Source organism: Pseudomonas sp. UBA7530 (genome assembly GCF_002479365.1).
Taxonomy (GTDB): Bacteria; Pseudomonadota; Gammaproteobacteria; order Pseudomonadales; family Pseudomonadaceae; genus Aquipseudomonas.
In genome coordinates this window covers 1,060,742-1,082,059 of sequence record NZ_DLMS01000001.1, presented here as the reverse complement: position 1 = coordinate 1,082,059, position 21,318 = coordinate 1,060,742, and the positions used below count along the sequence as shown (strand labels likewise).

21 protein-coding genes and 1 pseudogene are annotated in these 21,318 nt (G+C 64.1%); 13 read left to right on the top strand and 9 right to left on the bottom strand.

All coding sequences use genetic code 11. The features are described from left to right. Positions 1-24 precede the first annotated feature (24 nt). Together B2U07_RS05200 and B2U07_RS05195 are read right to left on the bottom strand one after the other, a co-directional pair. Positions 25-507 carry a YchJ family protein gene (locus B2U07_RS05200; RefSeq protein ID WP_275544458.1) on the bottom strand — a complete coding sequence of 161 codons (483 nt, stop codon included), beginning with the start codon at positions 505-507 and terminating at the stop codon, positions 25-27. Positions 508-511: 4 nt separating this feature from the next. Continuing rightward, positions 512-1,009 (bottom strand): DUF6231 family protein, encoded by a 498-nt coding sequence (locus B2U07_RS05195; RefSeq protein ID WP_197855272.1) that lies wholly within the window; start codon positions 1,007-1,009, stop codon positions 512-514. 445 nt (positions 1,010-1,454) lie between these two features. Between B2U07_RS05195 and B2U07_RS05190 the strand changes: the two are divergent. From B2U07_RS05190 to B2U07_RS05175, 4 genes and pseudogenes are all read left to right on the top strand, one after another. Next, positions 1,455-1,808, top strand: a pseudogene (locus B2U07_RS05190) (OmpA family protein); the annotation flags it as partial. Between the two features lie 139 nt (positions 1,809-1,947). Next, positions 1,948-2,682, top strand: a complete 735-nt coding sequence (locus B2U07_RS05185) for an OmpA family protein (protein WP_275544459.1) — start codon at positions 1,948-1,950, stop codon at positions 2,680-2,682. Positions 2,683-2,837: 155 nt separating this feature from the next. Beyond that, entirely contained in the window at positions 2,838-3,143 is a 306-nt protein-coding gene (locus B2U07_RS05180; protein WP_275544460.1) for a DUF1145 domain-containing protein, read from the top strand. After that, positions 3,136-3,897 carry a collagen-like protein gene (locus B2U07_RS05175; protein ID WP_275544461.1) on the top strand — a complete coding sequence of 254 codons (762 nt, stop codon included), beginning with the start codon at positions 3,136-3,138 and terminating at the stop codon, positions 3,895-3,897. Before B2U07_RS05180 ends, B2U07_RS05175 begins: the two co-directional genes overlap by 8 nt. 48 nt (positions 3,898-3,945) lie before the next feature. On the opposite strand, the gene B2U07_RS05170 is transcribed toward B2U07_RS05175, so the two are convergent. Beyond that, positions 3,946-4,410 carry a CopD family protein gene (locus tag B2U07_RS05170; protein ID WP_275544462.1) on the bottom strand — a complete coding sequence of 155 codons (465 nt, stop codon included), beginning with the start codon at positions 4,408-4,410 and terminating at the stop codon, positions 3,946-3,948. A gap of 139 nt (positions 4,411-4,549) precedes the next feature. Here B2U07_RS05170 and dinG point away from each other — a divergent pair, with 139 nt between their 5' ends. Further along, positions 4,550-6,694 (top strand): ATP-dependent DNA helicase DinG, encoded by a 2,145-nt coding sequence (gene dinG / locus B2U07_RS05165; RefSeq protein ID WP_275544463.1) that lies wholly within the window; start codon positions 4,550-4,552, stop codon positions 6,692-6,694. Positions 6,695-6,697: 3 nt separating this feature from the next. On the opposite strand, the gene mnhG is transcribed toward dinG, so the two are convergent. Genes mnhG through mbhE form a run of 6 tightly spaced genes read right to left on the bottom strand, consistent with a single transcriptional unit; the run spans position 6,698 to position 12,452 of the window. Next, positions 6,698-7,039, bottom strand: a complete 342-nt coding sequence (mnhG, locus tag B2U07_RS05160) for a monovalent cation/H(+) antiporter subunit G (RefSeq protein WP_275544464.1) — start codon at positions 7,037-7,039, stop codon at positions 6,698-6,700. Continuing rightward, positions 7,036-7,347, bottom strand: a complete 312-nt coding sequence (locus B2U07_RS05155; protein WP_275544465.1) for a monovalent cation/H+ antiporter complex subunit F — start codon at positions 7,345-7,347, stop codon at positions 7,036-7,038. The genes mnhG and B2U07_RS05155 overlap by 4 nt, the downstream gene beginning before the upstream one ends. Continuing rightward, complete coding sequence (locus tag B2U07_RS05150; RefSeq protein ID WP_275544466.1) at positions 7,344-7,841, bottom strand: Na+/H+ antiporter subunit E; 498 nt, start codon at positions 7,839-7,841, stop codon at positions 7,344-7,346. Before B2U07_RS05150 ends, B2U07_RS05155 begins: the two co-directional genes overlap by 4 nt. Continuing rightward, entirely contained in the window at positions 7,841-9,337 is a 1,497-nt protein-coding gene (locus B2U07_RS05145; protein ID WP_275544467.1) for a proton-conducting transporter membrane subunit, read from the bottom strand. The genes B2U07_RS05150 and B2U07_RS05145 overlap by 1 nt, the downstream gene beginning before the upstream one ends. Then, positions 9,334-9,732: a sodium:proton antiporter gene (locus tag B2U07_RS05140; protein ID WP_197855281.1), complete on the bottom strand. Its 399-nt coding sequence runs from the start codon at positions 9,730-9,732 to the stop codon at positions 9,334-9,336. Before B2U07_RS05140 ends, B2U07_RS05145 begins: the two co-directional genes overlap by 4 nt. Beyond that, complete coding sequence (gene mbhE, locus B2U07_RS05135; protein ID WP_296276137.1) at positions 9,732-12,452, bottom strand: hydrogen gas-evolving membrane-bound hydrogenase subunit E; 2,721 nt, start codon at positions 12,450-12,452, stop codon at positions 9,732-9,734. The genes B2U07_RS05140 and mbhE overlap by 1 nt, the downstream gene beginning before the upstream one ends. Before the next feature lie 237 nt (positions 12,453-12,689). Here mbhE and B2U07_RS05130 point away from each other — a divergent pair, with 237 nt between their 5' ends. From B2U07_RS05130 to B2U07_RS05095, 8 genes are all read left to right on the top strand, one after another. Next, entirely contained in the window at positions 12,690-13,835 is a 1,146-nt protein-coding gene (locus B2U07_RS05130; RefSeq protein ID WP_275544469.1) for a serine hydrolase domain-containing protein, read from the top strand. An 82-nt stretch (positions 13,836-13,917) separates the two neighbouring features. After that, complete coding sequence (locus B2U07_RS05125) at positions 13,918-14,565, top strand: OmpA family protein (protein WP_275544470.1); 648 nt, start codon at positions 13,918-13,920, stop codon at positions 14,563-14,565. Positions 14,566-14,652: 87 nt separating this feature from the next. Then, entirely contained in the window at positions 14,653-15,300 is a 648-nt protein-coding gene (gene pdxH, locus B2U07_RS05120; protein ID WP_275544471.1) for a pyridoxamine 5'-phosphate oxidase, read from the top strand. Positions 15,301-15,739: 439 nt separating this feature from the next. After that, positions 15,740-16,432, top strand: coding sequence for a DUF421 domain-containing protein (locus tag B2U07_RS05115; RefSeq protein ID WP_275544472.1), 693 nt, complete (start codon positions 15,740-15,742; stop codon positions 16,430-16,432). Between the two features lie 364 nt (positions 16,433-16,796). Beyond that, entirely contained in the window at positions 16,797-17,324 is a 528-nt protein-coding gene (locus tag B2U07_RS05110; RefSeq protein WP_275544473.1) for a ProQ/FinO family protein, read from the top strand. Between the two features lie 98 nt (positions 17,325-17,422). Next, positions 17,423-18,553, top strand: a complete 1,131-nt coding sequence (locus B2U07_RS05105; RefSeq protein WP_275544474.1) for a sugar diacid recognition domain-containing protein — start codon at positions 17,423-17,425, stop codon at positions 18,551-18,553. Between the two features lie 184 nt (positions 18,554-18,737). Beyond that, positions 18,738-20,105, top strand: a complete 1,368-nt coding sequence (locus tag B2U07_RS05100; RefSeq protein WP_275544475.1) for a GntP family permease — start codon at positions 18,738-18,740, stop codon at positions 20,103-20,105. A 56-nt stretch (positions 20,106-20,161) separates the two neighbouring features. Continuing rightward, positions 20,162-21,295 (top strand): glycerate kinase, encoded by a 1,134-nt coding sequence (locus B2U07_RS05095; protein WP_275544476.1) that lies wholly within the window; start codon positions 20,162-20,164, stop codon positions 21,293-21,295. Positions 21,296-21,318: the final 23 nt, after the last annotated feature.

Genomic DNA, 21,318 nt, shown 5'->3' with positions numbered 1-21,318 from the left:
AGCAGAAAGCGCGATTAACGCCAATCAGCCGTTCAGGTAAGGCGCGCAGCACTTCTTGAACTTCTGGCCGCCCTGGCAGGGACAGGGGTCATTGCGTCCGACCTTCAGCGGCACCGTCGGGTCGAGGAAATACCAACGTCCGTCCACCTGAACGAAGGCGGAGCATTCGCGGTGACGATGTTCGCCCTGCTCGTCGTGCCAGTGGGCGACGAAGGTGACCTGCGCATGTTCGGGCTGGCCGCCGAACACTTCACTGCCTTCCACTTCCAGGCCAAGCCAGGTGCTCTGCGCACTCCAGGCAGCCATGGCCTCGCGATCGAGCGCATGCTGCTGGTGGGGCAGGGTGGTGGCCACCAGATAGTCCACCAGGCCCAATACATAGGCGCTGTAGCGCGAGCGCATCAGTAGCTCCGCGCTGGGCGCGTGAGTGCCTGCGTGATAGTGGCCGCAGCACTGACTCAGCGGGTTGCCACTGCCGCAGGGGCAATTGGGATCGAGTGGATTCATCGCTCTACCACCAGTATTTGCCGAAATTTTGTGGATTGGCCCAGAACTTTGCGTTCAACCAGTCGGGAACTTGCTTGTAATCGAGCAGATCATAGGTGAACAGATGCAGGGTCTGTCCCTCGCGCTGGAACTGCTCACTGGCCTGCATGGCCAGGGCGAACAGGTCGGTTTCCTGCCAATCCGCTGCCTTGAGGTCGAGCAACACGGCGACCCGGCTGGCGTTGAGGTTGCGAATGCCACCCAGTAGCTGCAATCCATCGCGTTTGGGTAAGTGCTCCAGACAGTCGACCAGAATCGCCAGGTCGAAACGCTGTGCGGCCAGTTCGGGCGCCAGGGGTGCAGCAGGTGCAGTGGTGACCTGACACTGCGGATGGGCGCTATGAAAGGCGCTGACTGCGGGTAGTTCGCTAGCCCCGAGCAACAGCAGTTTCTCGGGTGTGTAACGGGCAAGCAGTGCCGCAATGGCCTGCTGTGGAGTACGGGTGCTAAGGCTGGCGGTCATCGAACTTCCTCGAAAAGTCTGCAAAGACTAACGTGGTGTCGGGATCAGGCCTAGAGTGAGAGAAAATTATCCGCAGAAGCGGCTATAGCTGGCGGATTGTACAACTCCTGTCTTTACTACTATTGAGTCGGTTATGGGCCGATGAACATTGGAGACCTAAAGTATGAGTATCACAAGGAACGCAGTACCCCTGATTCTGGCTAGTACCATGCTGACCGGCTGTGCCGGCCTGCAGAAAACCGACTGGCCCACCTGCGCAGCTGTAGGCGGTGTGGGTGGTGCAGCGTTAGGGGCGATCGAAAGCTCTACCTGGGCCGGTGGTGGTGCGCTGGTGGGTGCCGGTATGGCTGCCGCGTACTGCTGGGTACATGGTGCCGAAGCTCAGCAGGTTGCCGTTGTCGAAGAAGAAGTCGTGATGGTCGAGGAAGTCGCCGTGGCCGAGCCAGCCGAAGCCGTGCGCGTCGAGCTGGACGTCAAGTTCGATTTCGACAAGTCGCAGGTCAAGCAGGAAAGCTATGGTGATATCAAAGCCCTGGCTGACTTCATGAAACAGTACCCGCAGACCAGCACCGTGGTTGAAGGTCATACCGACTCCGTGGGTAGCGATGCCTACAACCAGGGCCTGTCCGAGCGCCGCGCCAGCGCTGTTCGTGACGTTCTGGTCAACCAGTACGGTGTCGAGTCCGGGCGTGTGCAGGCGGTGGGTTATGGCGAGAGCCGCCCGGTTGCCGACAACGCCAATGCCGATGGCCGTGCGATCAACCGTCGCGTAGAGGCCGAGGTCGAAGCTCAGCCGTAAGGCGCTTGGCTGCACGAAGGCGTCAACCGCAAAGGCCCGGCCGGTTCTCCATCGGTCGGGCCTTTTCTTGTGTGTAGCCCTGGTGCCGTCTTTACTCCTGTGATGCCGGCAACATGCCGGTATCACAGGAGACACCGCCATGAGAATTGCGCTTTCGAGGGTTTTACCCTTTCTCCTGGTCAGCAGTGTTCTTTCGGGTTGTGCCACGACTTCCAGTACGGGAGACGCGCCGCTCAACCAGGGGAACTGGCCCCTGTGCAGTGCGATTGGAGCCTTGGCTGGTGGCGGCCTCGGTGCAATCGAGAGTTCGGCCTGGGCAGCAGGCGGCGCGGTAGCCGGCGCTCTGCTGGGCACCATCATCTGTTATGCGCAGGACGGTGACGAGGATGGCGATGGTGTGTTCGACCGCCGTGATCGCTGCCCCGGCACGCCTGCAGGTACAGCGGTAGGTCATAACGGCTGTCCATTGCCGCAATATCCGGCCAGTGTAGCGGCCGAGCCGGCGATGGAGCCGCAGATAGAGGATGAGGTCATCGTCCTCAGCGAGCTGGGCAACGTGCTGTTCGCCTTCGACTCGGCCGAGCTGACTGCCGATGCTCAGCGCCTGCTCGCCGAAGTCAGCACACGTCTGGCTGGCACCAGCCTGGTCGCGGTCAGGGTCGTCGGGCATACCGATAGCGTCGGCTCCGATGCCTACAACCAGGGGTTGTCCGAGCGTCGCGCACGCAGTGTTGCCGACTTTCTCATCGCCCAGGGCGTGCCCGCCGGCAAGCTCAGTAGCGAAGGGCAGGGTGAGAGCCAGCCGGTGGCAGACAACGGCAGCGATGCCGGACGTGCGCAGAATCGCCGTGTGGAGTTGCACGTTTCCCGTTGAAGCAGGGCGGCGCAGTCCGGCTCATTCGGTTTGACTGCGCCGTTTTTCGCAAGGCGATACGTCCAAGTCATGGAAAATAATCCTTCGCTCTGGTGGTCCTCGCTGCGACCGGTTAACGTGCTGCGCTATTAGAAAAACCGAGCACGAGGGCGGGGATGAAAGCACTGTTGATCATGGGCAAGGCGCTGGCCTTGGTCTTCTGGCTGGTGTTCGGGGCAGCGTTGGCCAAACGTCTGGGAACTCCATTCGAGCAATTGGTCTACCTGCTCGCGGCCTTCCTTGCGCTGCTGCATGGCGCGCAGTTGTGGCTGTTCTCCGGCCTGTTGTCCGGTCGCGCCAGTCCCTGGCTGGACCGTATACAGGTGCTGCTATTCGGCATCTTCCACCTGTATCCGCTGAAGACGGTGCAACAGCCCGCTACTGTCACTACTGCGACTATCGAGGAGGCTGCGCATGCGTAATCTCGCGTTTTTGCTTTGTCTGTGCGCCGGTACCGCGCTGGCAGATGCCCAGGTCAAGGTGCCGTCCAATACGCTGATGCGCCTGCCCGTTGCCAGCAGCAGCCTGCAGCTCGAACGGCTGGAAGTGGCGGATCAGGCGACCCTGATGATTCCGGCGACGGTGACCGAGTTACGCATCGGCGAGCTGCTGATGGGGCGCGACGCCCGCATCGGCGTGGCACCGGGCGATCAGCCGCTGCGTCTCGTCGTCGAGGACGCCGATATCGGTGCCGGCGCCTGGATCAGCGCCAAGGGCGCCGCCGGTACCTATACCCGGCCAGCGACGCCGGGGCGTGAGATCAGCCTCAAGCTGCATAAGCTGACATTCGAATCGCTGACGCTGGATGTACGCGGCGGCCAGGGCGCGCCGGGTTATGCCGGGCTCGATGGCGCGCATGGCCAGCCGGGTGGCTGCACCTGGGGCCAGGCCAGCGCGGGCTACGATGGGCAGGATGGCACCGATGGCCACGACGGCGCTGCCGGCGGCCAGGTGACGCTGGAGGTGCCGCACTATGTCGAGGTCGAGCGTATGCAGGTGCTGCTCGACGGCGGCGCCGGCGGCGCTGCTGGTTCGGCGGGGCGCCCCGGCCGCGGCGGCGCGGCCAAGGGCTGCCTGCTCTACGGCGTGGACGGCGCTGCCGATGGCAAGCCTGGCCAGCCAGGGCGCGAAGGTGCCGCAGGTAGCAGCGGCGCCGTGCAGGTGTTCCGCTTCTAAAGGTTGCTGCCTTCGTTCGCTCACTGCAGGCGAAGGCAGCCTCGCCAATCAGAATGAAGGGCGCATGGCCACCAGCGTCATCAGCGCCAGACCGATCAGCAGGTTGCTGCCCACCACCCTGCGAATCCGTCCCAGAACCTCGCCGCCGGCTGGCCAGTTTTCAGCCTCCACGGCGCGCCGCAGCTCCGGCAGTTGCAGCGCCTGAATGCGCAGGAACAGGGCGAGCATCACCAGGTACAGCCCCATCATGATGTGCACATAGCGCGGTGCGGCGTCGAAGCCGCTATAGCTCATGTGCAGCATGCCGACGCCGGTCAGGGGCAGGACCAGCACCGCCAGCCACACCCAGACGAAAAAGCGCTTGAACACGCTCAGCCACAGGCGCAGGCGCGCGGGCGGTTCCAGCGTTTCGACCGTAGCTGGGCGCAAGATCATCCAGGCGAAGAACATGCCGCCGACCCAGGCGACAGCGGCCAGCAGGTGCAGTGCGTAAAGCGGTGCGTAGGGTGTCATGTAGCGTCTCCAGTGGGCCGTTTGGCAGTTCGCGGCATTCGATTGGCATGCGAGTCTGCGCCGGATCGATTGGCGCGTTATGATAGCGGCCGCTCCGCGAATACTGAAAATTTATCCAGCCTTTTTCGTTTCAGAATCCATGCTCAGTACCGAACTCAAGACCCAGATCCAGGGCGCCTACTCGCGCTTTCTCGAGGCCAAGTCGCTCAAGCCGCGTTACGGCCAGCGCCTGATGATCGCCGAGATTGCCAAGGTGCTCGGCACCATCAGCAGCGACGACGAGGGCAAGCGCGTGGGCGACCCCGCCGTGGTGGCGGTGGAAGCGGGCACCGGTACCGGCAAGACCGTGGCCTACAGCCTGGCCACCATCCCCACCGCCAAGGCGGCGGGCAAGCGCCTGGTGATCGCCACTGCCACGGTGGCGCTGCAGGAGCAGATCGTGCACAAGGATCTGCCGGATCTGCTGCGTAACAGCGGGCTGAATTTCAGCTTCGCCCTGGCCAAGGGCCGTGGCCGTTACCTGTGCCTGTCCAAGCTCGACCATCTGCTGCAGGACGGCGCCGCGCAGAGCGCCACCGCCCAGCTGTTCGAGGAAGAAGGCTTTCGCATCGACGTCGATGAGCAGGGCCAAAAACTGTTCACTGCGATGATCGAGAAGCTCGCTGGCAACAAGTGGGACGGTGATCGCGACAGCTGGCCACAGGAGCTGGAAGACAGCCGCTGGGCGCAACTGACCACCGACCACAGCCAGTGCACCAATCGCCACTGCCCGAATTTCCAGCAATGCGCCTTCTATAAGGCACGCGAAGGCATGGGTAAGGTCGACGTGATCGTCACCAACCACGACATGGTCCTGGCTGACCTGGCCCTGGGCGGTGGCGCAGTGCTGCCCGACCCGCGCGAGACCATCTATGTGTTCGACGAAGGCCACCACCTGCCGGACAAGGCCATTGGCCATTTCGCTCATTTCACCCGCCTGCGCTCGACCGCCGACTGGCTCACGCAGATCGACAAGAACCTGACCAAGTTGCTGGCGCAGAATCCCTTGCCTGGCGATCTCGGCCGCCTGATCGAACAGGTGCCGGAGCTGGCACGCGAGCTGAAGACCCAGCAGCAGTTCATGTTCAGCGCCTGCGAAGAGGTCGCCGACTTCAAGGCCGGCGAGGACATGGAAGGGCGCGAGCGCCCGCGCCATCGTTTCGTCGGTGGGGTGGTGCCGGAACATCTGACCGAACTCGGGCTGGAGCTGAAGAAAGGCTTCTCAAAACTCAACGACCTGTTCACCAGCGTTACCGAGTTGCTCAAGGAGGCCATGGATGGCGAGGGTGCCGTGGGCATCGCCAGTCACCAGGCCGAGGAGTGGTATCCGCTGTTCGGTAGCCTGATGGCACGCGCCAAGGGCAACTGGGAGCTGTGGCTGGCCTTCACCGCTGAAGACCCGGAAGAGAGCCCGCCGATGGCGCGCTGGCTGACCCTGGCCGAGAGCGGTGCGCTGTTTGACATCGAGGTCAATGCCAGCCCGATCCTCGCCGCCGAGACCCTGCGCCGCAATTTGTGGAACGTCGCCCATGGCTGCCTGGTGACGTCCGCCACGCTGACCGCGCTGGGCACCTTCGACCGCTATCGCATGCGCGCCGGGCTGCCCAGGGTGGCGGTCACCGCCATCGTGCCGAGCCCCTTCCATCATGCCGACGCCGGCCTGCTGCACGTGCCGGATCTGAAGGCCGATCCGCGCGAGGCCGCGGTGCACACCGCGGCGATCATCCGTGACCTGCCCGGCCTCGTCGCCGGCAGCCGCGGCTCGCTGGTGCTGTTTTCCTCGCGCAAGCAGATGCAGGACGTGTTCGATGGCCTCGACCGCGACTGGCGCAAGCGCGTGTTCATCCAGGGCAACCTGTCCAAGCAGGAGACTCTGAACAAGCATAAAGCGCGTGTCGACTCGGGCGAGGAGAGCGTGCTGTTCGGTCTCGCCAGTTTCGCGGAGGGCGTCGATCTACCCGGTGCCTATTGCGAGCACGTGGTGATCGCCAAGATTCCCTTCGCTGTTCCGGACGACCCGGTGGAGGCGGCGCTGGCCGAGTGGATCGAGGCGCGCGGCGGCAACCCGTTCATGGAAATCGCCGTGCCGGATGCCTCGCTGCGCCTGGTGCAGGCCTGTGGTCGTTTGCTGCGTACCGAGGCCGACCGCGGCACCATCACTCTGCTGGACCGGCGCGTGGTTACCCAGCGCTATGGCAAGGCGATTCTCAATGCTCTGCCGCCGTTTCGCCGGCAGATCGACTGAGGCCTATTCGCCGCCCTTGTTACGCTGCTCCAGCTGATCGCCCAAACGGCCCAGCGTTGGCCGAATGCCGGCGCGGTGAGCGGCGCGGGCGATGGCGTGCGCAGCCAGCGGGGCGCTGGCCAGCAGAATCAGCAGGCCGAGAAAGGCTTCCAGGGCGAGTTCGCCGCTGCTGGCCAGGGCTACTGCGCCAAGTAGCAGCACCGCGCCGAGAACCCCGGCCTTGCTCGCCGCATGCATGCGGCTGTAACTGTCGGGCAGGCGCAGCACGCCAATCGCGCCAAGCAGGGAAATCAGTGCGCCGCTCAGTACCAGCAGCGAGGCCAGCCAGGCCTGGATCTCGTTCATGGACGTTCCTCGCGTTTTTCCGGCATCTGGCTGTGAGCGTCATCGAACAGGAAGGCGAAAGCCGCCGTGCCGAGAAACGACACCAGCGCCAGCAAAACCGCGACGTCGACGAACAGTGCCTCGCCGCGCATCAGGCACAGCAGTGCCATGGCCGCGACAGCCAGCAGGGTCAGGGCATCGATCGCCACCGCACGATCCGGGCGGCTCGGCCCGCGCAGCAGGCGATACAGACTGATCAAACCGCTCAGCGCGAGCAAGACTGCAGCCAGGGGTAGTACCCAGGCGGCGCCGGCAAGATGCAGGGTCATGGCGTTACTCCTTCTGCTTGGCCTGCGTCGAACCAGGCCAGCAGGCGACGTTCCAGCTCGATGAGAATGTCGGTCACGTCCTCGCGGCGGCGCGCATCGAGGGCGTGGATATAGAGCAGGCCCTGCTCCGGGTCGTAATCCAGGGCCAGAGTGCCGGGGGTCAGGGTCAGCAGGGTACCGAGCAGCGTCACTTTGCCCACCTCGCGTCGCGTGACCGGGTAGGCCAGTATCGCCGGCTCTACGTCGACCCGACGCGCCAGCACCAGGGTGGCGACGTGATAGGTGGCAAGGAACACCTGGGCGATGAACCACAGGCAGAAGCTGATGCCATGCTCCAGGCTGCGTGCGTAACGGCGCAGGCGCGCGACCATCAGGCCCAGCAGGCGCACCAGCAGGTAGAGCAGGGCGAAGGCCAGCAGGCCGCCGCCCAAATGGCCGGCGCCGAGGCTCCAGGCCAGTACGGCGCTGGCCAGCAGATGGATGAGAAACAACATCAGGCATCTCCTGCGCTGGCGAAAGGTTGCAGATAGGCCTGCGGATCGGCGAGCTGCGCGGCGGCCGCCACGGCGTAGTCGATTAGCGGGCCGGCGCCCAGGCCGATCAGCACGGTCATCACCGCCAGGGCGCTCATGCCCAGCCAGGCCGGACGCATGCCGGTGACCACTTGCAGCGCCTCCTCACCCTGTGGATGAGGCTTGAGGAAAGCCTCGTTCCAGATCTTGTTCATCGACAGCAGTGTGAACACGCCGGTTAGCAGGGCGATGCCGGCCGCCCACCAGGCCGCGGCATCCAGGCTGGCCTTGACCAGCAGGAACTTGGCCCAGAAACCGGACAACGGCGGGATGCCCGCCAGCGAAAGGGCCGGAATGGCGAACAGCAGCGCCAGCCAGGGCATGCGTCGGTACAGCCCGCCCATGTCGGCCAGCCGTTCGGAGCCGCAGATGCGCGCCGCCAGGCCGCCGATGAAGAACAGGTTGGCCTTCACCACGATATGGTGGATCAGGTAGAACACCGCACCGGCTAGCGCCAACGGCGTGGCCAGCGCCAGGCCGAGGATCATGTAGCCGACCTGGCTGACGATATGGAACGACAGGATGCGTCGCACCTCGGTCTGCGCCGCCGCGCCGAGCACGCCCACCAGCATGGTGGCGCAGGCGACCCACAGCAGCAGTTGATGGGGTAGGCCGTATTCCGGCCAGAGCAGGGTCACCAGGCGGATCAGCGCATACACGCCGACCTTCGTCAGCAGCCCGGCGAACATTGCTGACACGGCGGTGAGGGCTACGTGGTAGGTGGCCGGCAGCCAGCCGAACACCGGGAACAGCGCCGCCTTGATGGAGAACGACAGCAACATCAGCAGCAGCGCCGGGGTGACGCCGGGCGGCGCTTCGCCGCTGCGCATGATCACCGCCAGTTCACCCATGTTCAGCGTGCCGCTGGCGCCGTAGACCAGGCCGGCGGCGAGCAGGAAGATCAGCGTGGCGAACAGGTTGAGCGCCACGTAGGTCATGCTGCCGGCTAGTCGGCGGCTGCCACCGCCGAGGGCCATCAGGGCGAAGCAGGCGATCAGCAGCACCTCGAACCAGACATACAGGTTGAAGATGTCGGCGGTGATAAAGGCGCCGCAGATGCCGGTCAGCAGGCCCTGGATGAACAGGTGGAAGTCACGGCCGACCTTGCTGTCGTTGTCCTTGGCAACGCCATAGAGCAAGGTCACCAAGGCGACCACGGCGCTGATGGCGATCATCACAGCCGACAGCCGGTCGATCACCAGGCTGATGCCGAACGGTGCCTGCCAACCGCCGACCTGACCAGTCAGCACCACGCCCTGCGCGGCCTGCCAGACCAGCGCCAGGCCCACTACCAGCAGCAGGGCGGCACCGCTCAGGCTGAGCACACGTACAGCTAGCAGGTGGCGACGCAGGATGATCGCCAGCAGCAGGCTGCACAGCGGAACGAGGATCGGTGCAACGAGTAACGCGTGGTTCATCGGCGAGCCTCCACACCGTCGCTTTCATGCTCGCTGTCGTGCCAGTCCGGCGCCGGTTGCTCGGTGATCGAGCTGACCGAGTCGGTGGTCTTGTCGCCATGCAATTCGCGGGTGCGCTTGAGCAGCGCCAGGGCGAAGATGAACAGACTGAAGCCGATGACGATCGCCGTCAGCACCAGCGCCTGCGGTAGTGGGTTGGCGGCGTCGACCGTATTGCCGGCCTCGACGAAGGCTGGACGCTCGCCGAAGAAGCGCCCGGCGGTGAGAACGCCCAGGTTGATTGCGTTACCCAATACCACCACACCCAGCACGACGCGCTTGAGGTTGCGGTCCAGAAGCATCCACAGGCCCAGACCTGCCAGGCCTCCGGTCGTGATTGCAGCGAGCCATTCCATCAGTGGCGAACTCCCGTGAGCTTGTCGATCATGTGCAGGGCGGAGCCGAACACGGTGAGGAAAACGCCGATATCGAAGAGCAAAGGCGTGCCCAGCGGCAGCCCGCCGGGGAAGGTCCAGAGACCGGTGAGAAACGCGCTGCCGGCGATCAGCCCGAGGATGCCGGCGCCTGCCGCGCAGCCCAGGCCGATGCCGATCAGTTGCGCGGGTGCCACCGGCAGCACACGGCGAATCTGCCCGTGGCCATAGGTCAGCACCAGCAGGATCAGGCCGCAGGCCGCCACCAGTCCGCCGATGAAACCGCCGCCCGGCAGGTTGTGGCCGCGCCACAGCAGCAGCAGCGAGGCCGCCAGCATCAGCCAGGCCAGCGGGCGCAGGCCCTGGCGCAGCAGCGGCGAGGTGAAGGCATCTTCACCGCCGTGCTCGTTGCCGAAGCGTCGGCCACTGCCAAGCAGGCTGGCCGCGGCAAGGGCGGAGAGCGCGACCACGAGAATTTCACCGAGGGTATCGAAGGCACGGAAGTCCACCAGAATCACGTTGACCACGTTGTGGCCATGACCACCCGGCAGGCTGTTGGCCTGATACCACTGGGCGATTTCGCCCGGCAGCGGCAGGCTCACCGCCAGCAGCAGGGCGCCGGTCACGCTGAGGCCGAAGAGAATCGCCACGCTGGCATGCAGGCGGCGCTTCCAGGGCGCGCGGGCGCCGCTGGCCGGTACCGTGGGCATCTTGCGAAATACCAGGGCAAGGAAAATCAGGGTGAGGGTTTCCACCATCAACTGCGTCATCGCCACGTCCGGCGCGTTGACCGAGACGAACACCAGTGCCAGGCCCAGGCCACAGGCGCCGAGCGCCGCCAGCAAGGTCAGGCGACCAGGCAGGAACGCAGCCGCCACGCCACCGGCCAGTGCCAGCAGGCAGCCGGCCAACCCCAGCGGTGATATCGGGCTGTAGCTGCCTTGCAGCAACTGGGGCAGCGCCGGCAACAGGCCGACCGCGAGCAGGCCGCCTACCGCCAGCGCCAACAGCACCAGATGCTGGCGCAGCGAGCCGTGCTGGAAGCGCGCGGCGAGCAGCCCGGCGAGGTGGAAGACGCGCTTGAGCAGGCGATCCCAGATCAGGTCACCGCTGACGTTCCAGGCCGCGTTGGCGCTGTCCAGCAGCTGCCGCACGCGGTCGCGCATCACATAGAACAGTACCCCCAGCGATACGGTCAGCAAGCTGGCCAGCAGTGCCGGGGTGATCCCGCCCCACAGATAAAGGTTCACATCCACCGGGCCGCGCGCCACGGCTTGCACCGCGTTGTGCACCAGCCAGGTTTCCGGCCAGGCGTTCCAGGCGCCTAGCAGGAAGCCTCCGACGGCCAGCAGCATCGGCCCCAGCCACATCGGCAGACCGACTTCATGAGGCGCGCGCGGATAGTCGCCACGCTTGCCAAGGAAGGTCTGCAAGAACACCAGACATGCCGCGGCGAACAGCAGGGCGTTGGTAAGGATCATCACCAGGGTCACAGCCCAGCCGATATGACCCATCTCGATCAGGCCGCTGTACTTGAACTCCTTGGCGATGAAGCCGAAGAACGGCGGCAGGCCGGCGTTGGAGAACGCCGCCAACGCCACCGCTGCACCGGTCAGCGGCATGAAGCGGATTAAACCGCCGAGGCGCGCCAACTCGCGGGTGCCGGTGGCGTGATCGATGGCGCCGACCGCCATGAACAGCGCACCTTTATACAGAGAGTGCGCCACCAGATAGAGCACGAACGCTTGTAGACCGTAGCTGGTGTTGGTGCCGATCAGCATGGTCAACTGACCGAGTACGGTGACCGTGGTGTAGGCCAGCAGGCGCTTGAGATCGGTCTGGCGGAAGGCGAGGAAGGCGCCGAGCACCGCCGTTGCAGCGCCAAAGGTGATCAGCAGGGTGCCCCAGCCGATGGAGCCGCCAAGCACCGGGTTCAGGCGGGCCAGCAGGTAGATGCCGGCTTTGACCATGGTCGCCGAGTGCAAATAGGCCGACACCGGCGTCGGTGCATTCATCGCGTTGGGCAGCCACAGGTGAAAGGGCACCTGTGCCGATTTGGTGAAGCAGCCGAGTAGCACCAGGGCAATGATCGCCGGTAGCAGCACATGGCCTTCGATCTGTTCGGCGCTGAGGCTGGAAAACTGCCAGTTACCCGTGGCGCCGCCGAGCAGGATCAGGCCTGCCAGCAGCGCCAGCCCACCGCCGCCGGTAATCAGCAGGGCCTGCAGTGCCGCCCTGCGCGATACCGCTTTTTCATGCTGGAAGCTGATCAACAGGAAGGAGGCGATGCTGGTGAGTTCCCAGAACACGAACATCGCCACCAGATCGTCGGCCAGCACCAGGCCGAGCATCGCCAGCATGAACACCAGCAAGTAGGCGTGAAAGCGACCGAGATGGACATGACTGGACAGGTAGCTGCCGGCGTACAGCACGATCAGGCTGCCGATGCCGCTGATCAACAGGGCGAACAGCAATGAGAGGCCATCCAGGCGCAGGCTGAGGTTGATACCCAGGGCCGGAATCCAGCTCATGCTCTGCACGATGGCCTCGCCGCCGGCAATCAGCGGGATTTGTTGAACGAACCAGATGAAGGTCACCAGCGGTGCCAGCATTAGCAGCCAGCCCGTACGAGCGCCCAGCAGGCGCGTCAGACCGGGCGCCGCAACTGCAGCCAGGGCGATCAGGGACAGTAGGTAGAGCACTCGTTTCTCCTGTTCCGAGCGTCGAAGCCAAGGCGGCCTGATAATCACGCACTTGCCTGTGGCCGGCCTTTACCGGCTGACAGGGCTGCAGGGCGTACCGGTCATATCAGGCCGCGCTTTTTTTCAGAATAGGAAAAACCAATCGAACATCGCTATTTTATGAAGTTTCAGAACATTGCATGATAGGCGGCTGCCATCATCGGCAGCTTTGGCCAGGTAGCGAAACGGGAGAACAGCGTGCAGATTCAGGGCTATTTCGACTTGCGCTTCGAGGCGGTGAGAGACGCATTCGCCGCGCTGTTCGACGACGCGCAGGAGCGGGGCGCGGCCCTGTGCGTCAAGGTCGGTGGTGAAACCGTGATCGACCTGTGGGCCGGGGTGATGGACAAGGACGGCCAGCAGACCTGGCACAGCGATACCATTGCCAACCTGTTCTCTTGCACCAAACCCTTCGCCGCGGTCGTGGCCCTGCAGCTGGTGGGCGAGGGCAAGCTCGATCTGGATGCCCCGGTGGCGCGTTACTGGCCCGAATTCGCCGCCGCCGGCAAGGAGCGCATCAAGGTGCGCCACCTGCTCTGTCATCAGGCCGGCTTGCCGGCGCTGCGTCAGCTGCTGCCCGCCGAGGCGCTGTACGACTGGCAGACCATGACCGACGCGCTGGCGGCCGAACAGCCCTGGTGGCCGCTGGGCGAGGGCCATGGCTACGCGCCCATCACCTACGGCTGGCTGATCGGTGAGCTGATTCGCCGGGTCGAAGGACATGGCCCGGGCGACAGCATCGCCGCGCGCATCGCCAGGCCGTTGGGCCTGGATTTCCATGTCGGCCTGGACGACAGCGAATTCGACCGCGTCGCCCATATCGCCCGCGGCAAGGGCAATCTCGGCGATGCCGCCGCGCAGCGCCTGCTCAAGGTGATGATGAGCGACGCCAGCGCCATGAGCACGCGCTCGTTCACGAACCCGCCGTCGATCATGACCAGCACCAACAAGCCGGAGTGGCGGCGCATGCAGCAACCAGCCGCCAACGGTCATGGCAACGCGCGCAGCCTGGCGGGCTTCTATGCCGGCCTGCTCGACGGCAGCCTGCTCGATGCCGAGCTGCTGGGCGAAATGACTCGCGAGCACAGTGTCGGTGACGACAAGACCCTGCTGACCCGCACGCGTTTTGGTCTGGGCTGCATGCTCGATCAGACCGATGTGGCCAACGCCACTTACGGCATGGGCGCGAAAGCCTTCGGCCACCCGGGGGCGGGAGGCTCCAGTGGCTTTGCCGATCCGCAAAGGGACGTGGCATTCGGCTTCGTAACCAACAATTTAGGACCGTTCGTCTTGATGGACCCCCGAGCACAGAAACTTGCACGTCAGGTTGCGGACTGTATCTGATTGAAACGGCTACACTTGCGCCAGCCGTTCAGTACCAACCATAACGAACTGACCATTAGATTTGCGTAATCACGGGGGCTACATGCGTGCCAACAAGATTTTTGCTTTTACCTGCTGCCTGCTGATCGCGGGCTGTGCCGGCTCGGAAAAGAAGGAAGTCGCCAAGCCGGCGGCAATGCCTGCGCCCCAGGTGACCCGCGCCTGGCTCGACGAATATGAGCCGAAGCTGCGCGAAGTGGTCAAGGACAGCAAGTTCGAGTTCGAGCGTCGGGAAAATCTGTTGGTGGTGACGGCGCCGGTGCAGGGTTCCTTCAACCCGGACCGTCCGCACATGCTCCTGCCTGCCAGCCTGGGTCCGATCACCCGCGTAGCCAAGCTGCTGGAAACCGACGAAGACATCGCCGTAGTTGTTCTTGGCCATGCCGATAGCAGTGGTGACGCTGCATTGAACCGTGACCTGAGCCAGCAGCGCGCACGTGCCGTGACCTCCATCTTCCGTCTCAGCGGCCTCAAGCAGACTCGCCTGCAGGTCATGGGCCTGGGCTCCGACATGCCGCGCGCCGCCAATGACAGCGCAGCCGGTCGAGCGCTCAACCGCCGCGTGGAAATCCTCCTGACCTCGCGTGACACCATGCAGGGCCTGATCGCCAAATACAGCCAGCCGGTCAAGGCAGAGCTGAAGGATGCGCCCAAGGTAGCTGCCGCAGATCAAGGAAAAGCGGGCAAGTAAGAGTAAGCTTGCAGGCATTTCCACACTGCTAGGGCTGGCGCTGGAGACCAGACGGATTGGTTTCTGGCCCTGTCCTGAGGAACTGCCATGACCCAAACCCTGGCCGATATGCGCCGCGACTACACCCGCGACGGCCTGAGCGAAGCCCAGGCCCCGCTGGAACCCTTTGCCCTGTTTCGTCAGTGGTTCGATGACGCGGTCAAGACCGAGCAACTGCCGGTTGAACCCAACGCCATGACCCTGGCTACTGTCGATGAACAGGGCCGCCCCCATTGCCGTGTACTGCTGCTCAAGGGCCTCGATGAACGAGGCTTCACTTTCTTCAGCAACTACGACAGCGCCAAGGGCCGTCAGCTGGCGGCCCATCCTTTTGCCGCCATGACCTTCTTCTGGCCCAGCCTGGAGCGCCAGGTGCGTATCGAAGGTCGTGTTGAGCGCGTCACCGCCGCCGAATCGGATGGTTACTACCAGGTACGCCCGCTGGGCAGCCGCATCGGCGCCTGGGCTTCGCCACAGAGCAGGGTGATTCGTGATCGCGCGGAACTGGAGAATCTGCTGGCCGAGACCGAAAAACGCTTCCAGGGTCAGGCGCCAAATTGCCCGCCGCACTGGGGCGGCTATCGCCTGCTGCCCGAGCGCATCGAGTTCTGGCAGGGCAGGCCAAGCCGCCTGCATGACCGGCTCAACTATCGCTTTGAGGGCGAGGCGTGGATTCGCGAGCGGCTGGCGCCTTGATGCAAAGACCGGCGTGGTGAGCACGCCGGTCTAGTGCAGGGTCCAAAGAGCGAAGCGAACGGCTTCGACGCGTTTGTCAGGCCGCGAGGTGCAGGATATTCGGCGGCGCCTTGCCGTAACGGGTCCGTATCGTTCGGTCAGTCAGGCTCACCGATGCCAACTCAGGCATCATCGGGACTTCTGAGCAAGAGGCTGCCTGCCGGGTCAAATAGGCAGTTGGTGGGAACTTCTTCCCGATCTTTCATGTGCAGCCTCTCGCAAACCTCGTTCTCGCCTATGGCCGGCATCAGCTTTCCATGCCGCGCATAGCCGGCGGCTACACAAATCCGTTCCGTACTGAGGGCTGCCTTTTCCCAAGCCGTCTATGTGGCCCGTTTAGCAGGCGACCCTTTGCCTGATTTGCTTGTCTATAAGGTACAAGCCGCTTATGGACTAATCGATGACAGCGTTCGACTGGCAGCGCATGCTACTGGATGATTTCCCCCTGCTTTTTCTGGGAGAAGTCGCGTTTCGTGCTCTCTTCGCATTCATAGTCGTTTTCGTTTTTCTCAAAGTCAGCGGTCGCCGTGGCATTCGCCAGTTGTCGCTGTTTGAACTGGTGGTCATCCTGACGCTTGGCTCGGCTGCAGGCGATGTCTCCTTTTACGAAGACGTGCCCCTTCTGCCGGTCGCAATGGTTTTCGCCTCTCTGCTGCTGCTTTATCGCCTGACCGTCCTGGCAATGAGTCGCTGCAGGAGGTTCTCGATCTGGATGGAGGGCGAGCCGGTCACGATCATCAGAGAAGGGCTCTACGATCTGGACAGCCTGAGGCGTTTGAAGATCTCGTCTGACGAGTTCTTCATGGAGCTTCGCCAACAAGGTGTCGAGCACCTCGGTCAAGTACGGCTGGCCATTCTTGAGACCGACGGCGAAGTCAGTCTTTATTTTTACCCAGCAGAGGCCGTCAAGTTCGGGCTGTCTGTATTACCTCAAGAATACCGCCCGGCCTACGTAAGGGTGCCATCAAGCACCGTTTACGCCTGCACCCGCTGTGGCAATACCCAAGTTATCGATGCTGAGAAGCAGGCGGCCTGCCCTCGCTGTGAAAATACTCAATGGACGCTCGCATCGAGTGAGCCACGCTTGCGCTGATTGCCAATAATCCGATGTAGCTGATTTGAGTTTCTCAGTTCTGTTGGCCAAATTCCGGAGTCAGCGGCAGCTGGCCTTGGCAGGCGTGTATTGGCAAAGACGGATTACTGCTTTCCGTCCGTCGATAGTTTTCGCACACGGCCGGCTGTTTCCGGCCATTAGCGGATGATGTTTCCAGCGCCGCGCCAATCCCTCAGGATCGCGCGCTTCAGGCAGCCATTGTGGCCGGCAGCGGCCTTTCACGCGTTCTCGGCAGACGGCCCGCCACCTACCGCCGAGCATGCCAATTGCCAATAAGGCTGTGCGAAACGAGCACATAAGATACCCTTGCGCCACGAATCAACCGGGATGCTGTGAATCGAAGATGGGTTTTGAACAACTAGCCGAGCTACGTGACCGCCTGCGGGCCGAGAAAAAGCAGGTAGAGCAGGTACAGCAGGCAAAGAGCGAAGGCGCCAAGCCGCAAAAGCGCAAGCAACCGCAAAAAGCCAAGGTGCGTGAGCAGGATCCGGCCGTCGAGGCGATCTGGCGGCTGCAGAAGCATTTCCCTCTGGCCTTCCCGGTCAATCCTGCGCCGAAGGTGCCGCTGAAAGAGGGCATTCTCAAGGATGCCGAGCAGCATCTGTCGTTGCTCGGCATCAGCCTCGAGCAGCTCAAGCTGGGCATTGCCGCCTGGTGCCGCGGCGGGCGCTATTGGTCTGCGATGACCGAGAACGCGCCGCGCCTGGACCTGCAAGGCCAGCCCGTGGGCGTGGTGACGGCAGGGCAGGCGTTGCATGCCCGGCAGCAGGCCAGGCGCCAGCGTATGGAGATGCGCCGCAACCAGGCCAAGGCGAAAGCGCCGGCGGACGACCAAGCCGCTGACAGCAGCGCGCAACCAGGCGCCGAGTAACCCACCTTCTGTTACAGCCCGAGGATTGCTCGGGCTTGCCAGCGCATCGTGCCGCCCAACGGCCTACAATGGCGGCCTCATTCGCGAGGCCGCTTCCGATGCTCGAACTCGACTCCACCCTGGCGCAGCATATCGTCGACCGCGCCATGGCCATCCTGCCGTACAACATCAATGTGATGGATGCGCAGGGCATGATCATCGGCAGCGGCGACCCCAGCCGCCTGCATACCCGCCACGAGGGCGCGCAGCTGGTGCTAGCCAACCGTCGCGTGGTGGAGATCGATGCGCAGGCAGCGGCCTGCCTGCGTGGCGTCAGGCCCGGGGTTAATCTGCCCCTGCTACATGCCGAGCGCCTGATCGGCGTGCTCGGTATCACCGGCGACCCCGAGACCGTGCGGCCCTATGCCGAACTGGTGCGCATGGCCGCGGAAATGCTGGTCGAGCATCGCATCCTGCAGGCCGAGCGGCACTGGCAGCGGCATCAGCAGGAGGCCTGGTTGCGCCAGTTGCTTGATCCGCAACTGCGCCTGTCCAGTCTCGAGGTCGATGTCGAACGCCTGGGGCTGCAGCTGACCTGGCCACGGCAGATGTGCCTGCTGCAACTCGATGGTGAGGGCGATCCTCTACCGCGCCAGGCGCGTCTGCTGGCGTCCCTGGGTGGCAAGAGCGAACACCTGGTGGCGCCGCTCGGCCGCCACGAGCTGCTCTGGTGCAGGCCCTACAGCGCCACGCGCGATGATCGCGCCTGGCTGCAGCAGGCCGACGAGCGTGAGTGGGGCGTACGCTCGCTGGCGCTCAGCGATCCCCTGCATGATCTTGCCGAGCTGCGTCAGGCCAGCCTGGTGCTGCGTGACCTGCAGGCCTACGGCCAGGCGCGTTTCCCCGAGCGTCGTCTGCTGCAGCTGGACGAGTTGCGCCTGCCGACGCTGCTCTATGCCCAGCGCCACAGCTGGTTGCTGCAGGGCTGGCTGGCGCCCCTGCGCCAGGTTCTCGCGCAGGATCCGCAGGGCACGTTGCGGGCGACTTTGGAGGCCTGGTGCGCGCATGACGGCCAGGTACAGACCTGCGCCCAGGAACTGGGCATTCACCGCAATACCCTTCGCTATCGCCTGGAGCGCATCGCCGAGCTCAGTGGCCTGGATCTCAACCGGCTGGATCAGCGTCTACAGCTATCCTTGGGGCTGGGGTTGCTGGAGTCGGAAGTGGCCGCTCAACCGAACACCCGGTAATTCCCCCAGGTAGCCAGCGAAGCCAGGTGGCCTTGTGCGATTGCACAGCCTGCTGCGCCTTGCTTCGTTTGATTTGGTGCTGATGCACAAGGCGAGGGCAGGGTGGCCTGAGCCACAATGTTGCGCCTGTCGGCACTTACATTCGGGCCACGTGCCCGCCATAACAACAACGAGGAGACTGGTCATGGGCCTGGTCCTGATTCTGGTAGCACTGATCGCGTTCATCGTGCTGTCCACTACCCGTTTGAAACTGCACCCCTTCCTGGCATTGCTGGCCGCTGCACTGATCGCCGGTTTTGCCTACCAACTGCCCAGCGGCGAAATCATCAAGACGATGACTGCCGGCTTCGGCGGTATTCTCGGTTACATCGGCATCGTCATCGTGCTCGGCACCATCATCGGGGTCATCCTCGAGCGTAGCGGCGCCGCGATCACCATGGCCGAGACGGTGATTCGCCTGCTGGGCCAGCGTTTTCCCACGCTGACCATGTCGATCATCGGCTACCTGGTATCGATTCCAGTGTTCTGCGACTCCGGCTACGTCATTCTCAATTCGCTGAAAAATGCCCTGGCCGCGCGCATGAAGGTTTCCGTGGTGGCCATGAGCGTGGCCCTGGCCACCGGTCTGTACGCCACCCACACCTTCGTACCGCCGACCCCCGGCCCGATCGCTGCGGCTGGTAATCTGGGCCTGGAAACTTCCCTGGGTCTGGTGATCCTGGTTGGCCTGCTGGTGGCAGCGGTCACCGCCGTGGCCGGTATGTTCTGGGCCAATCGTTTCCTCAAGCAGAACGACCAGGAACTGCTGGAAGAGGCGCCGAGCGAGCTACTCGCCGATAACGTCGACTTCGATGCGCTGCGTGCCCGCTACGGCAAACTGCCCAGCGCCTGGCAGGCCTTCTCGCCGATTTTCGTGCCTATCGCGCTGATCTGCCTGGGCTCGATCGCGGCGTTCCCCAGTAAGCCGTTTGGCGAAGGCGCGCTGTTCGAGGTGCTGAGCTTCCTCGGTCAGCCGGTCGCTGCGCTGTTGGTCGGTCTGGTGCTGGCCTGCTCGCTGCTCAAGGGCGAGGGCAAACGTCAGCAGTTCCATGATCATGTCGCCCACGGCCTGAAAGAGGCTGCGCCGATCCTGCTGATCACCGGTGCCGGTGGCGCCTTCGGTGCCATCCTCAAGGCCACCGCCTTGACCGGTTACCTGGGTGACACCCTGTCGGCGCTGGGTATCGGCCTGTTCATGCCGTTCCTGGTGGCTGCCGCGCTGAAGAGTGCGCAGGGTTCTTCCACTGTTGCCCTGGTGACCACCTCGGCGATGGTTGCGCCGCTGCTGAGCAACCTGGGCCTCGACAGCGAGATGGGCCGCGTGCTGACCGTGATGGCCATCGGTGCCGGTGCCATGACCGTATCCCACGCCAACGACAGCTTCTTCTGGGTGGTAACCCAGTTCAGCCGCATGAAGGTGGCCACCGCTTATCGTGCACAGACCATGGCGACGCTGGTTCAGGGTATCGCCGGTATGGCTGCCGTCTGGCTGCTGAGCCTGGTTCTGCTGTAATCCGCTATACCGACAGGCGACCAGAAGGTCGCCTGCCTCCTTTCGAGGTTCCTATCATGAAAATCGTCATCGCTCCCGACTCCTTCAAGGAGAGCCTCAGCGCGCCCGATGTGGCCGCTGCCATCGCACGCGGCTGGCAGCAGGTGTTTCCCGAAGCTGAATGTCTGCTGCGGCCAATGGCCGACGGCGGCGAGGGCACGGTCGATGCGCTGTTGGCGGCCGTCGGCGGCGAGCGTCGTGAGCACGAAGTGCGCGGCCCCATGGGCGCGCCGGTCAAGGCGCATTGGGGCTGGCTGGGGCAGGGCACCGCGGTGATCGAGATGGCGGCGGCCAGCGGCCTGCATTGGGTGCCGCGCGAGCAGCGCGACGCTCGCCTGGCCTGTAGCTTTGGCACAGGTGAGCTGATCCGCGAGGCGCTGGATGCCGGTGCCACGCGCATCATTCTTGGCCTGGGCGGCAGCGCCACCAACGATGCGGGCCTAGGCCTGCTGCAGGCGCTGGGCATGCGTTTTCTCGATGCCAACGGGAAGGAGCTGGCGCCAGGCGGCGCGGCATTGGCGAATCTCGATCAGCTCGATCTGAGCCGCCTCGATGCGCGCCTGCTCAAGGTGCAGATCGAGGTCGCCGCCGATGTCGATAATCCCTTGTGCGGGCCACGCGGTGCCTCTGCCGTGTTCGGCCCGCAAAAGGGCGCAACGCCCGAGCATGTCACCCAGCTCGACACGGCGCTCGGCCGTTTCGCCCGGGTCGCCGCCGCTACGCTGGGCGAGGATCACGCCGAGTTTCCAGGTGTCGGTGCCGCAGGCGGCCTCGGCTTCGCTGCGCGTGCTTTTCTCAAGGCGAGCTTCCGCCCTGGCATCGAACTGGTAGCCGAACTGTCCGGGCTTGCTGCTGCGATGGAGAATGCGGATCTGGTGATCACCGGGGAAGGGCGCATGGATGCCCAGACCCTGCACGGCAAGACGCCCGTCGGTGTGGCACGTGTGGCGGGTGCGGCCGGGGTGCCGGTCATTGCCTTGTCCGGTAGCCTGGGCGACAACTATCAGGCGTTGTACGAGGCCGGCATCGAGGCAGCGTTCAGCCTGGCACCAGGGCCGCTTTCGCTGGAGCAGGCGATCGCCGGCGCGGCAGGCGAGCTGCAGGCGCGCGCCACGGATATCGCAAGGCTGTGGCGCCTCGCCCGCTCCTGACTGGGCGAACCTAGCTGAACTCG

Coding starts and splice junctions, on each gene's coding strand:
- B2U07_RS05200 (WP_275544458.1), bottom strand. CDS start 507: ATGAATCCACTCGATCCCAATTGCCCCTGCGGCAGTGGCAACCCGCTG.
- B2U07_RS05195 (WP_197855272.1), bottom strand. CDS start 1,009: ATGACCGCCAGCCTTAGCACCCGTACTCCACAGCAGGCCATTGCGGCA.
- B2U07_RS05185 (WP_275544459.1), top strand. CDS start 1,948: ATGAGAATTGCGCTTTCGAGGGTTTTACCCTTTCTCCTGGTCAGCAGT.
- B2U07_RS05180 (WP_275544460.1), top strand. CDS start 2,838: ATGAAAGCACTGTTGATCATGGGCAAGGCGCTGGCCTTGGTCTTCTGG.
- B2U07_RS05175 (WP_275544461.1), top strand. CDS start 3,136: ATGCGTAATCTCGCGTTTTTGCTTTGTCTGTGCGCCGGTACCGCGCTG.
- B2U07_RS05170 (WP_275544462.1), bottom strand. CDS start 4,410: ATGACACCCTACGCACCGCTTTACGCACTGCACCTGCTGGCCGCTGTC.
- dinG (WP_275544463.1), top strand. CDS start 4,550: ATGCTCAGTACCGAACTCAAGACCCAGATCCAGGGCGCCTACTCGCGC.
- mnhG (WP_275544464.1), bottom strand. CDS start 7,039: ATGAACGAGATCCAGGCCTGGCTGGCCTCGCTGCTGGTACTGAGCGGC.
- B2U07_RS05155 (WP_275544465.1), bottom strand. CDS start 7,347: ATGACCCTGCATCTTGCCGGCGCCGCCTGGGTACTACCCCTGGCTGCA.
- B2U07_RS05150 (WP_275544466.1), bottom strand. CDS start 7,841: ATGTTGTTTCTCATCCATCTGCTGGCCAGCGCCGTACTGGCCTGGAGC.
- B2U07_RS05145 (WP_275544467.1), bottom strand. CDS start 9,337: ATGAACCACGCGTTACTCGTTGCACCGATCCTCGTTCCGCTGTGCAGC.
- B2U07_RS05140 (WP_197855281.1), bottom strand. CDS start 9,732: ATGGAATGGCTCGCTGCAATCACGACCGGAGGCCTGGCAGGTCTGGGC.
- B2U07_RS05125 (WP_275544470.1), top strand. CDS start 13,918: ATGCGTGCCAACAAGATTTTTGCTTTTACCTGCTGCCTGCTGATCGCG.
- pdxH (WP_275544471.1), top strand. CDS start 14,653: ATGACCCAAACCCTGGCCGATATGCGCCGCGACTACACCCGCGACGGC.
- B2U07_RS05115 (WP_275544472.1), top strand. CDS start 15,740: ATGACAGCGTTCGACTGGCAGCGCATGCTACTGGATGATTTCCCCCTG.
- B2U07_RS05110 (WP_275544473.1), top strand. CDS start 16,797: ATGGGTTTTGAACAACTAGCCGAGCTACGTGACCGCCTGCGGGCCGAG.
- B2U07_RS05105 (WP_275544474.1), top strand. CDS start 17,423: ATGCTCGAACTCGACTCCACCCTGGCGCAGCATATCGTCGACCGCGCC.
- B2U07_RS05100 (WP_275544475.1), top strand. CDS start 18,738: ATGGGCCTGGTCCTGATTCTGGTAGCACTGATCGCGTTCATCGTGCTG.
- B2U07_RS05095 (WP_275544476.1), top strand. CDS start 20,162: ATGAAAATCGTCATCGCTCCCGACTCCTTCAAGGAGAGCCTCAGCGCG.